General features: G+C 70.6%; 7 protein-coding genes. 5 read left to right on the top strand and 2 right to left on the bottom strand.

The window, feature by feature from the left end:
* The first annotated feature begins 223 nt into the window (after positions 1–223).
* The 3 genes from H4W31_RS33105 to H4W31_RS33095 all read left to right on the top strand — a co-directional run bounded on the left by H4W31_RS33105 (position 224) and on the right by H4W31_RS33095 (position 3,809).
* Positions 224–1,669, top strand: coding sequence for a family 43 glycosylhydrolase (locus H4W31_RS33105; RefSeq protein ID WP_192770205.1), 1,446 nt, complete (start codon positions 224–226; stop codon positions 1,667–1,669).
* A gap of 221 nt (positions 1,670–1,890) precedes the next feature.
* Entirely contained in the window at positions 1,891–2,031 is a 141-nt protein-coding gene (locus H4W31_RS33100) for a hypothetical protein (protein WP_192770204.1), read from the top strand.
* A 593-nt stretch (positions 2,032–2,624) separates the two neighbouring features.
* Entirely contained in the window at positions 2,625–3,809 is a 1,185-nt protein-coding gene (locus tag H4W31_RS33095; RefSeq protein WP_225945797.1) for a hypothetical protein, read from the top strand.
* 72 nt (positions 3,810–3,881) lie between these two features.
* On the opposite strand, the gene H4W31_RS33090 is transcribed toward H4W31_RS33095, so the two are convergent.
* Both H4W31_RS33090 and H4W31_RS33085 read right to left on the bottom strand, forming a co-directional pair.
* A complete protein-coding gene (locus H4W31_RS33090) occupies positions 3,882–4,949 on the bottom strand; it encodes a LacI family DNA-binding transcriptional regulator (RefSeq protein ID WP_192770203.1) in 1,068 nt (355 codons plus the stop codon).
* 55 nt (positions 4,950–5,004) lie between these two features.
* Complete coding sequence (locus tag H4W31_RS33085) at positions 5,005–6,960, bottom strand: DUF2264 domain-containing protein (RefSeq protein WP_192770202.1); 1,956 nt, start codon at positions 6,958–6,960, stop codon at positions 5,005–5,007.
* A gap of 158 nt (positions 6,961–7,118) precedes the next feature.
* Between H4W31_RS33085 and H4W31_RS33080 the strand changes: the two genes are divergently transcribed.
* Together H4W31_RS33080 and H4W31_RS33075 are read left to right on the top strand one after the other, a co-directional pair.
* The gene (locus tag H4W31_RS33080; protein ID WP_192770201.1) at positions 7,119–9,878 is read left to right on the top strand and encodes an exo-rhamnogalacturonan lyase family protein; all 2,760 of its coding nucleotides are present in this window, start codon (positions 7,119–7,121) and stop codon (positions 9,876–9,878) included.
* Positions 9,875–11,731: a rhamnogalacturonan lyase family protein gene (locus H4W31_RS33075; RefSeq protein WP_225945796.1), complete on the top strand. Its 1,857-nt coding sequence runs from the start codon at positions 9,875–9,877 to the stop codon at positions 11,729–11,731. Before H4W31_RS33080 ends, H4W31_RS33075 begins: the two co-directional genes overlap by 4 nt.
* The last annotated feature ends 338 nt before the right edge of the window (positions 11,732–12,069 follow it).

The following is a 12,069-nucleotide window of genomic DNA, read 5'->3' as shown; positions in this document are numbered from 1 at the left end:
GTCTTCGGCAGGTACGGGGTATGGCCGCCGTGATCCCTGCCCGGATCAGGATGCGTAGAGGGGCCAGCCACCACATTTTGAGCGGGGGGCGTCGGGCTGTCAAGCGATCGTCCTCGATGCAGGGGAGTGGCTTGCATCGATGAATCCGACTGGCTACGTTGATGCGCGAAGTCGGCTCCCGGGCGACCGTCTTCGTCGGGATCCTCTGCCTTCGGGAGCCACCATGCGCCTCACCCAACCGCGCTCCGTCCTCGCCACCGTCGCCGTCTGCGCCGTCGGCGCGGTCGGTGCCATCACCGTCGTCAGCTCGGCCGCCGCGGCCGCCGGATGCGCGGTCACCTACCGGATCGGGTCCCAGTGGTCCGGTGGGTTCACCGGCACCGCCGACCTCACGAACCTCGGTGACCCGCTCAACGGCTGGTCCCTGACCTGGTCGTTCGCCGCCGGTCAGCAGGTCAGCCAGGGCTGGAACGCCATTGTCAGCCAGAGCGGCACCCAGGTGACCGCCCGCAACCAGACCTGGAACGCCGGACTCGGTACCGGCGCCGGAGTCAGCATCGGCTTCAACGCCTCGTGGAACAACTCGACCAACCCGGCGCCGGTCAACTTCGCGCTCAACGGCGTCGCCTGCACCGGCACGACCACCCCGACGACCGCACCACCGACGACCGGTACGCCGACCACGGCACCACCGACGACCGCGCCGCCGCGCGCCACCTTCACCAACCCGCTGAAGGTGCGTGGGCCGGATCCGTGGTTGACGTACTACGAGGGGTATTACTACCTGGCCACGACGACCTGGAACAACACCGTCACGATGCGCCGGTCGCGCACGCTGGGTGGCCTGTCCACCGCCCCGGACACCCTGCTGTTCACGCTGGCCCGGCCAAACGGTGCCGGAACGATGTGGGCACCGGAGTTCCATCTGCTGGATGGGCCGAGCGGACGGCGGTGGTACTTCTACTACACCGCCGGTCGTGAGCCCTTCAATCTGGGTAGCCAACGGATCCACGTGCTGGAGAGTGCGGGGCTGGATCCGATGGGGCCGTACACGTTCAAGGCCGACATGCTCGACCCGACCGCGGACAACACCTGGGAACTGGACCCGGGCATCCTGCAGCTCAACGGCAACCTGTACCTGCTGGGGACGTTCTACAACGGCTCGCAGCCGATGTTCATCCGGCCGCTCTCCAACCCGTGGACCGCCAGCGGCACCCGGCGCATCCTGTCCACGCCGACCCTGAGCTGGGAGACGGTCGGTGGTGCGGTGAACGAGGGCGCGGAGGTGTTGCACCGCAACGGCCGCACCTTCATCGTCTACTCGGCCAGCCACTGTTCCACGCCGGACTACAAGCTCGGCATGCTCACCTACAACGGTGGCGATCCGCTCAACTCGTCGTCGTGGGTGAAGTCACCGCAGCCGGTGTTCCAGCGCAGCAACGCCAACGGCGTGTACGGGCCGGGACACAACGGCTTCTTCAAGTCGCCCGACGGCACCGAGGACTGGATCGTCTACCACGCCAACAGTTCGGCCAGCGGCGGCTGCGACATGAACCGCTCCACCCGGGCCCAGAAGTTCACCTGGAACGCGGACGGCACACCCAACTTCGGTACACCGGCGCCACTGGGCGCCCAACTCGCCGTACCGTCCGGCGAGACGACAGGCTGACCGCACCGGTACCCGGGGGCCCCGGCCCCCGGGTACCCGTCGCGCCGCCCGCCGACCCTTGGTCACGCCGCTCACCGTGGCCCGGTCCCGTGCTGTCCATTCGTCGAAAGCATTTCGAAAATTTTTCGACCGCGATGATCGCACCGTCCCGGCCGGTAAGGCTTGACGCCACCGGGATGGCGCGGCTACCTTCCGAAAAGGCTTTCGGAAGCCGTTCGCGAATGACTGTCATCGATACCAACACCGCGGCGACCCAGCGTCCGCGAGACCGGTCCGGCTGGGCCGACGCTCGCGCCGACGGTGGGCTCGGCGTTCAGCCGGACGCCGCCGCGCTGGCCGATCCTCGCCCCATCTGGCAGTGAAGGAGGCAGGGGTACGACACCCGTCCACGGTCCCCGGCTGGTGGTCCCGACCTGCGCCCGGCTCGTCGGGCCACCAGCCGGTTCCCCGAGGCTCGAGCTGGCCCGGGCGATCTGACGGACCGGCGGCCGGTCCGCGCCGTCGGTGGCTCGGGTTCGTTGCCGGAGCCGAGGGCACCGCTTTCATAGAGATATTTACATGAATCTCTGAAAGGCTTAGTGTTAGCGCTCACAACGCCATCCCTGTCATCCATCGCCCGACGAGCCTCCGCGTCGGCGAGAAGATTCAGGAGGACAGAGTGAACGTCCACTTCCGGGGAAGTGCGGGCGGCCCTGATGCCGCAGGCCGCGACCGTACCGGTCCTGCGTCCGCACACCCACGTCCGCCGCCCCTTCCACCCGGGGCCGACCCAGGGTCGTAGGGTCGCCGGCACGCTCCCACTCGCCCCACCCGCGCCGCGTCCCTGGCGCGCCACTGTCGCCGAGACCGTCCACCGCGGCCCGCTCGACGAACACGAGCGCTCGCTCCGGGCCCGCTGACTCCGGTCAACCACGCCGACCACCACCAGATCCGTCCCGATACCCAGGAGAGCGCGATGACCAGCACCACCCAGGAACCATCCCACCGCTGGGCCCCAGGTCTTAGACGGGCGGCCACCATGGCCGTGGCCCTCACCCTGGCGGCCGGCGCCGTCGTCGGCATCGACCAGGCGCCCGCCGCCGCGGCCTGCGGCGACGGTTCCTTCAGCGCCGAGGCGGTGCTCAGCGGCAGCACCTGGACCTCCCGGAACGGCAGCCGCACCGTCTACACCGGTGGGGACATGCGGGCCGCCGTCCAGGCCGCGCTGGACAGCCTGACGGCAGGTCGCACGTCGAAGCAGGCGGTCGTGGTACGCGGCTCGGGGACGATCAGCGCCGGATCCCGGATCTCGGTGCCCAGCCAGACGATCCTCGACGTCTGCGGCACCATCACCGTGAACGGCAGCGGGTCCGGAGACCAGGCCCCGATCTACTCCCGGGGTACCAGCAACATCGAGGTGCGCTACCTGACCCTGCGCGGCGCACCGCTGTACGGCATCTTCATGCGCAACGTCAACAACCTCGTCCTCGGTCAGATCAACATGCAACTGAGCGGCGGCCTCGGCGTCCGCATCGACAACCACGGCGGAGACCGGGCGGTGAAGGTGCGCAACATCCGCATCGACAACGTGTACGTCTCCGGCACGTCCAGTCAGGGCGTGGAGACGTACGGCGTCGACGGGATCACCGTCGGCACCGTGACCGCCCGAAACGTCGGTGAGTCCGGACTCCTGCTCAACGACACCATCAACGCCACGGTCGGCACCGTCGACGCCGAGAACACCGGCACCGGTACCGGCTACGCCGCCTTCCGGATGGCCAACCGCAACGGTCGGGTCGGCAGCAGCTACCCGGCGAACATCCGGGTTGGCACCGTCCGGGCCCGGGGCGGCGGCCGGGGGATCTTCTGCGTCTCCGAGAGCGGTGGCGCCGTCATCGACCGGGTCGACATCGCGAACACCGGCAACAACTCGGTGTTGATCGAGAACTGCTACAACGTCACCCTCGCCGGTGCCTCCGGCACGATCAGTGGCGGGGGAGAGGTGCGGATCGCCGCGCGGACCGAGTTCCCGCCCTCGTCGGGTATCCGGTTCCAGAACCTGACGGTCAGCGGCACCAACATCAGATGGAGCCCGTGCACCGGCAGCAACAACACGGTCAGCAACGTCACCCGTACCAACTCGACGCTCACCTGGTGCTGACGCCCGGGTCGGTGGCCACCCCGCACGGGTGGCCACCGACCTGCGGATCAGCCCTGGCCACGGCCGACGGCGTTAGCGGAAGCGCGGGCGGACCGAGCCGCGTACGACCAGGTGCGTGCCGAGGGTGACGTGCGGCGGGATGCCGCCGCGTGCCTCGTGCTCCAGCGCGAGCCGCACGGCGGTGCGCCCCACCTCCTCGTGCGGTAGGTGCACGGTGGTCAGGTCGAGGTCGAGCGATGGTGGCAGATCGTCGAAGCCGACCATCGACACGTCGTCGGGCACCCGCAGCCCCCGCTCGGCCAGCGCCTTGTGCGCACCGCCGGCGATCAGGTCGTTGAGGCAGAAGACGGCGGTGAAGTCCGGTGGGCCGGCGGCCAGTCGCTCCTTCATCATCCGGTACCCCTCGTGCCACTCCATCGTGCCCTCGACCTCGAGCGCCGGGTCGTGCGGCAGGCGGTGGGCGTCCAACGCCGCTCGATACCCGGCCAGCCGCCCGTCGGCGGTGGTGTAGCCGGGACGGCTGCCGACGAAGAGGATCCGCTCGTGGCCTGCCGAGAGCAGGTGGCTGGTGGCCGCGAACGCGCCACCGGCGTTGTCGTACTCGACCACCACCGCCGGCACGTCGGGGCCGAGCGGAGGCCGACCGCAGAGCACCAGGCGGGAGCCGATCGCGGCGAGGGCGTGCGCGTAGTGGCTCATCCGTTCGCGGTACCTGTCGTCGGCCACCACGTTGCCGACCAGGATGACCGCCTCGGCGTGCTGCTCCCGCATGAACTTCACCATCGCCAACTCGCGCTCCGGGTCACCGCCGGTGGTGCCGATCAGGCACAGCCGACCCTCGGCGGCGGCCTGGGTCTCCACGCCCTGCGCGACGTGGGCGTAGTGCGGGGAGATCACCGAGTTGAGCACGACGGCGATGCTCTTGCCGGGTGTGCCGGCCAGAGCCCGGGCGTGCGCGTTCGCAACGTAGTCCAACTCCTTGACCGCGCGCATGACCCGGGCCCGGGTCGCCGGCGCCGCCGGGTAGCTGCCGCTCAGGATCCGGGAGACGGTCGCGACCGACACGCCGGCCCGATCGGCGACTTCCCGGATCGTGGACCGCCGCCGACCACCCGCAGGTTCAACCGCCCGCCGCGCCATCGTCCTCCGACCTGTGCAACTGTTCCGGAAACGGTTACAGAAACGCGGGACCGCGTCAATCCGGGGGCCACCGCACGGGCGCGCGGCCGTCGGCGGGGAAGCGGACGTACCCGGGCTCGGCGCCGAGCGCCACCTCGACCCGCTCTCCGTCCGGGAAGGTCACCGCCACCCGGTCCCCGTCGACCGTCACGTCGACCGATTCGGCGACCGCGACCGGATCGACCCGGTCGCCGGTGAGCGCGACCAGCGAGACGTAGACCGCGCTGCCACCGGGATGCTCCGGCGCGGTCAGGTACGGCGTGGCGGAGCAGACCCCGTAGGCGTTCGCGTCCAGCGCGCGGGCCACGGCGGCATCCCGCAGGCCGTGCCGGGCGATCGCGACGCTGGCCAGTCCGTCCGGCCGCCTCACCCGGGCCCACCCGGACCCGCTGTCCACGGCCGGCGGGCGGGCACCGGCCAGCGCGTACCCGCCGTCGCGTACGCCGCAGCCCGGCGGCGCGGTCACCCGGTGCACCCGCAGCTCCCACGGGCCGCGTACGACCGAAGCCGTCTCCACCCGGACCGGGCCGCCCGGCAGTTCGTCCTCGTACGCCGAGGCGGCGAACCGGTCGTACGCGCCGAGCGGCTCGATGCGGCGCCGTCGGGAGATGGTGCCGTCCGGCGCGACCACGGCGAGGTGGCCGTCCACCGCCCGGGTACGGGCCTGCTCGGCCGTGTCCGGGGCGGCGTGGGAGGCGTACCCGAAACGGGTGTAGTGCGGGTCCTCCAGCCCGCTCGCGGCGAGGTGCCGGGCCCGGTCGCTGCCGTGGTTGACCACCCGCACGATCCCGTCGTGGTGGGTGGCGTGCAGCAGCCAGCCGGGGCCGGGCATCGCGACGACCTGGTCGGCCTCGTCGATCGGGGCGGCCGCCTCGCGCACCGTCCACACGGGATGGCCGGCGGGCAGCAGCAGTCCGAGGAACGCCTTGCTGGCCCAGTACGGCGACGCCGGGCCGGAGTAGGGCTGGGTGCACGGCAGGAACCGCTCGTACCAGCCGAGGTCGAGCAGCCCCCGCTCGTCCGGTACACCCCGCTCGTGGAAGTGCCGCAGCACGCCGCTGGCGATCCGCCGGGTACGGCCGGCCGGCAGCGGTGTGGCCTCGGTCAGCTCGCCGAGCCACAGCGGGGCGACGCTGGCGAACCGGTAGCAGAGCGACCGCCCCTGGTGCAGCGGCGCACCGTCGCGGGCGAACATGTGCTGGTACTGCGCCAGAAAGGTACGCAGCCGTTCCCGGTACCGGTCGCCGCGCTCCCGGTCGCCGGACATCCGGCTCCACATCAGTGGATAGAGGTGCATCGCCCAGCCCGCGTAGTAGTCGAAGCACCGACCGGCGCCGTCGGTGTACCAGCCGTGTCCGACGTACCACTGCTCGATGCGGTCCAGCCCGTCGTCGATCCCGGCCGGATCGTGCGGCGCGCCGACGTTGGCCAGGAACTGCTGGACCACCACCGGAAACAGCACCCAGTTGCTCTGCCAGGTGCGCTTGCCGGCGACACCGGCCAGCCAGGCCACGATCCGTTCCTGCACCTGCGGGTCGAGCCGGTCGAACAGCCACGGCCGGGTCTCGTGCAGGGCGAGGGCGATCGAGGCCGCCTCCACGAGCTGCTGCGAGCAGTCGGCCGGGGCCGGCCAGGCGTACCGGTGTCCGGGATCGGTGCCGTGGGCGATGCCGTCGGCGTACCGCTCGACGAGGGCCGTCGGTACGTCGCCGCCGGCGCCGGCGATCCGGAATGCGGCGAGCAGGAACGTGCGGGCGTATCCCTCCAGGCCGTCGCTGGACAGCCCGGCGATGCTCGGCCGCCCGGGTAGCCGGACCTGGGCGAAGCCCGGCACCGCGTGGGGCACCACCGCGTCCAGCAGGCGGTCGGCGGCGGCCTCCCAGTGCGCCCGGGTCCACCCGGTGTAGGGCGAGTGCCAGCCATCGCCAGTTGCGCCTGTAGTTAAAGCGTTTGTACTAATGCGACGCAGCATAGGTCACTGCTTCAGTCACGATCAATCCACTTCGACCAGCCGAATCATTCGGCAACCCATCCATTGACATCGACGAAACTCTCTGGTTACCTGCTCGACATAGTAAGCGTTTCCACAGCGGCCTCTGGCTGTTATCCCCCCGCGAAGTGGAGTGCGCCATGCCTCAACTGCCCAGACGCAGCCTGCTGATGGGTGTCGCAATCGCCGGCGTCGCGACCCAGCTCCCCGGCGCCCGAACGGCCGCTGCCGCGCAGGCCGCCGTCGCCCCGGCCGACGCGCGGGCCGGTGCCGCCCCGGCCCTCGACGCCGGTGTGCCGGTGCGCTGGCTCGACGGCGGCACACCCCGCGCCCTGATCGGCGCCACCTGGGGCGTGCCGTGGCCGCGCGGCGCCCTGAGCCGTGACCAGGAGCTCTCCCTGACCACCGCCGCCGGCACGGCCGTACCCGTGCAGTCCTGGCCGATCGGATTCTGGCCGGACGGCACGGTCAAGTGGACCGCCCACGCGATCGGCACCAGCGTCCCGCCCGCGGCGGACTACCTGCTCCGGCCCGGCCCGGCGGCCGTACCGGAGAGCCCGGTGCGGGTCACCGAGACCGCCAGGACGATCGAGGTGGACACCGGCGTCGTGCGTTGCCGGATCGCCCGCCGGGGCCGCGTGCTGGTGCCCGCGATCATCCGGGGCGACCGCACCGTCGCGGCGAACGGCACCCTGGTCTGCCTGCGCAAGGACGCCCCCGGAGACCCGGAGGCGGGCACCGTGCGCCAGGAGCGGTTCACCAGCGACATCCAGACGGTCACGGTCGAGCAGCGCGGCCCGGTGCGTGCGGTGGTCCGGGTCGAGGGCCGGCACCGCGCCGACCGGGGCCGCCGCGTCTGGTTGCCGTTCACGCTCCGGCTGTACCTCTACGCCGGTAGCGACGGCATCCGAGTCGTGCACACCTTCGTCTTCGACGGCAACGAGCGCAAGGACTTCATCAGCGGCCTGGGCGTCCGATTCCAGGTGCCGATGACCGACCAACCGCACGACCGGCACGTACGGTTCGCCGGAGACGGCGACGGCGTGCTCGGCGAGGCCGTCCGTGGCGTCACCGGCCTGCGCCGTGACCCCGGCCCGGCGGTACGGCAGGCGCAGGTCGCCGGAGCACGCACGCCCGAGCTGTCCACCTGGGACACCCGGGTGAGCGGCCGGCTGCACCTCGTGCCGGCCTGGGGCGACTACAGCCTGCGGCAGCTCACCGACGGCTGCTTCGACATCCGCAAGCGCACCGGTTCGGGGCACGGCTGGGTGCAGGTCGACACCGGCCGCCGTGCCGCCGGCCTCGGCTATGTCGGCGGCGTCTCCGGCGGTCTCGCGTTCGGGATGAAGGACTTCTGGCAGCTGCACCCGACCCAGCTCGACGTCCGGGGCGCTGCCACGGACAACGCCGAGGTCACCGTCTGGCTCTGGTCGCCCGACGCCACCCCGATGGACCTGCGCTTCTACCACGACGGGATGGGTCAGGACACCTACCCGGAGCAGCTGGAGGGCCTCGAGATCACCTACGAGGACTACGAGCCCGGCTTCGGCAGCCCGTACGGGATAGCGCGTACCACCGAGATGTCCTTCTGGGCGCTCGACGGCACACCGTTCGCCGAGCGGTTCGCCGAGCTCGCCGCCGCCGTGCGCTATCCGCCGCTCGTCGTCGCCCCACCGGCACACCTGCACGCGGCCGGCGTCTTCGGTGACTGGAGCCCGGTCGACCGGAGCACCCCGGCGCGGCGGGAGATCGAGGACCGGCTCGACTTCCTCGTCGACTTCCACCGCCAGCAGGTGGAGCAGCGTTCCTGGTACGGGTTCTGGAACTACGGCGACATCATGCACAGCTACGACCCGGACCGGCACGTGTGGCGGTACGACGTCGGCGGGTACGCCTGGGCGAACTCCGAGCTGTCGCCGGACCTGTGGCTGTGGTACCAGTACCTGCGCTCCGGTCGCGCCGACGTGTTCCGCTTCGCCGAGGCCATGACCCGGCACACCGGCGAGGTCGACGTCTACCACCTCGGCAGGTACCGCGACCTCGGCACCCGGCACGGGGTGCTGCACTGGGCCGACAGCGCCAAACAGCTCCGGATCAGCAGCGCCGCGTACCGGCGCTTCTACTACTTCCTCACCGCCGACGAGCGGGTCGGCGACCTGATGCGGGACCTGGTCGACGCCGACCGTACCTTCCTGGTGCTGGACCCGATCCGCAAGATCCGCACAGAGCCGTACGAGCCGGATCCGCACGCGCTGTCGGTCGGCACCGGCACCGACTGGAGTGGGCTCGCCGCCGCCTTCCTGACCGAGTGGGAACGCGGCGGCAACCCGGTCGCGCTACGCAAGCTGGTCAACAGCGCCCGCACCATCGCGGCCATGCCGAACGGGTTCATCCAGGGCAGCGGGCTCTACGACCTGGACACCGGTGCGTTCGCAGCCGCCGAACCGGCGGTGTCCGTCGGGTCACTCGGCGCCGTGTTCGGCCTCGTCGAGATATGCAGCGAACTCGTCGACCTGCTCGACCTACCGGAGTTCACCGACGCCTGGCTGCAGTATTGCCGGCTCTACAACGGCACCGCCGCCGAGCAGATCGCCGAGACCGGGCAGTCGTTCGGCAACCTGAACCTGCGCCAGGCCCACGCCCGGCTCACCGCCTACGCCGCCGCCAGGACCGGCAACCCGACGCTGGCCGCCCGCGCCTGGCAGGAGTTCCACACCGGCCACGCCGGCTATCCACGGAGCCTCGACTGGCGCTCCGCGCGAGTCGAAGGGGCGGCCGTGCTCAAGCCGGTCGACGAGGCCGCCTTCGTCTCCACCAACGCGAGTTCCCAGTACGGCCTGGCCGCGATCCAGTGCCTGGCGCTGGTCGGCGACCACCTACCCGAACAGGAGGGTCGATGAGACCAGGAACGAAGCTCTCCGTAGTGGCCGCCGTGACGATCCTGCTGACCGGCGCCGGGGTGGTGGTCGCCCTCGGCACGCCCGCCGCGACGACCCGGCACGGGGCCGAGAACGCCGCCGGCCCCCGGCGGATGGAGAGTCTCGGTCGCGGTGTGGTGGCCGTGCGATCGAGCGGCACCCAGGTGCTGGTCGCCTGGCGGCTGCTCGGACTCGACCCCGCCGGCATCGGTTTCAACGTCTACCGCTCCACCGGCGGCGGCGCCTCCGTCAAGCTGAACCCGTCGGTGCTGACCGGCGGAACGAACTACACCGACACCAGCGCCAACCTCGGCCAGTCGAACGCCTACCACGTACGGCCGGTGATCAACGGTGTGGAACAGGCGTCGAGCGGAGCATTCACGCTGACCGGCAACCACGCCACCGAACCGGTGGTCCGCGTACCGCTGCGTGCCGGCGGCGCGGTCAAGTTCGTCTGGGTCGGCGACCTCGACGGCGACGGTGAGTACGACTACGTGCTCGACCGACAGACCTCCCCGCAGACCGTCGAGGCCTACCGGAGCAACGGCCAGTTCCTCTGGTCGGTCAACATGGGCCCGAACAGCACCGACCAGGACAACATCGAGGGCGGCTCGGCCACCATCGACGTCGGCCACAACGACGGTGTCACCGTCTACGACCTCGACAGCGACGGTCGCGCCGAGGTCGCCCTGCGGATCGCCAACGGCGTCCGGTTCGGCAACGGCACCACCTTCACCAACAGCGACAACAACCGCCAGTTCATCGCCATCCTCGACGGCATGACCGGCGCGCCCCGTGCGACCGCACCGGTGCCGACCGACTACCTCGCCGACGGCCCCATGTACGCCCGCTTCGGCGTCGGCCACCTCGACGGGGTCAACCCGAGTCTGGTGGCCTACCTGAAGAACCGGATCGGCAACGGCGACTTCAACCTGATGATGGTCGCCTGGCGGTTCACCGGCCAGTCCCTGACCCAGCAGTGGAAGTGGCTGCGCGGCAACCAGAACACCCCCGACGGGCACAACACCCGGATCGTCGACGTCGACGGCGACGGCGGGGACGAGGTTGCCGAGATCGGGTTCGTGCTGAACGGCAACGGCACCCTGAAGTACTCGCTGGGACCCCAGGGCGTCATCCACGGTGACCGCTTCCACATCGCCAAGCTGGACCCCAACCGGCCGGGCCTGCAGGGCTACGGCGTCCAACAGGTCAATCCCAGCGGGCTGCGCCAGTACTACTACGACGCGACCAACGGCTCCATCATCTGGCGGCACGTCGAGTCCGGCACCGGCGACGTCGGACGCGGCATGGCCGGCGACATCGACCCACGCGTGCCCGGGATGGAGGTCTGGTCCTTCTCGGGCCTCTACAACGCACCCACCAACCGCCTCGCCGAACCCGACACCTCGCGGCAGCCGTGGCCGCAGCTCGGACTCTGGTGGGACGGCGACCTCACCATGGAACTGCTCAACGACGGCAAGATCGAGAAGTGGAATCCGAACAGCCCGACTGCCAGCGGCAGCGTGCCCCGGCTGGTCAGCACGTGGAACTACGGCGCGGTCAACGCCAGCCAGGGCGTCCAGCCCACCTTCGTCGGCGACATCCTCGGGGACTGGCGCGAGGAGGCCGTCTACACCAACGCCAGTTACAACGAGCTGATCATCTTCACCACCAACCAGCCGAGCAACACCCGGCTGTACACCCTGGCGCACAACCCGGCCTACCGCAACGCCATGACCCTCAAGGGCTACATGCAGTCACATCACGTCGACTACTTCCTCGGCGCCGGCATGAGCGCACCGCCCCGTCCGAACATCACGTACCCCGCCCGATAGCGCCGCGGTGGCCGGGCCGTGTCCAGGCCCGGCCACCACCGGCTGCTGCGACACCTGCGGCGCAGCCTCGCCCGCCGTTCGGCCACGCGGACGCGAGGTATCCGGGTACCGGCTAGGGCGCGGTCGACCATCCATGTGAGCGCGAACACGTCGCTTCGAGGTCGGGGATCGCAAAGGTGCGTTTGCATCTGGGCCAGAATGGGGACGGGTAATCCGAAAGAATCATCCGGTCGCGTCGCCCGGGTACCCCGTTCCGCTGTCGTTCGACGAAGCTCCCGCTATTCTTCGCGGCAATCCGAACCAGTGGCACCGACATTTCCGCGCTGCTTCGGTGTCGG

The organism is Plantactinospora soyae, assembly GCF_014874095.1.
Classification (GTDB): domain Bacteria; phylum Actinomycetota; class Actinomycetes; order Mycobacteriales; family Micromonosporaceae; genus Plantactinospora; species Plantactinospora soyae.
Note: the sequence above shows the minus strand (reverse complement) of the source record. Positions and strands in the feature narration are given on the sequence as shown.

What these genes read in the sequence shown, in the direction of transcription:
- H4W31_RS33090 (WP_192770203.1), bottom strand. Translation starts at nt 4,949, where the DNA reads ATGGCGCGGCGGGCGGTTGAACCTGCGGGTGGTCGGCGGCGGTCCACG.
- H4W31_RS33085 (WP_192770202.1), bottom strand. Translation starts at nt 6,960, where the DNA reads ATGCTGCGTCGCATTAGTACAAACGCTTTAACTACAGGCGCAACTGGC.
- H4W31_RS33095 (WP_225945797.1), top strand. Translation starts at nt 2,625, where the DNA reads ATGACCAGCACCACCCAGGAACCATCCCACCGCTGGGCCCCAGGTCTT.
- H4W31_RS33075 (WP_225945796.1), top strand. Translation starts at nt 9,875, where the DNA reads ATGAGACCAGGAACGAAGCTCTCCGTAGTGGCCGCCGTGACGATCCTG.
- H4W31_RS33100 (WP_192770204.1), top strand. Translation starts at nt 1,891, where the DNA reads ATGACTGTCATCGATACCAACACCGCGGCGACCCAGCGTCCGCGAGAC.
- H4W31_RS33105 (WP_192770205.1), top strand. Translation starts at nt 224, where the DNA reads ATGCGCCTCACCCAACCGCGCTCCGTCCTCGCCACCGTCGCCGTCTGC.
- H4W31_RS33080 (WP_192770201.1), top strand. Translation starts at nt 7,119, where the DNA reads ATGCCTCAACTGCCCAGACGCAGCCTGCTGATGGGTGTCGCAATCGCC.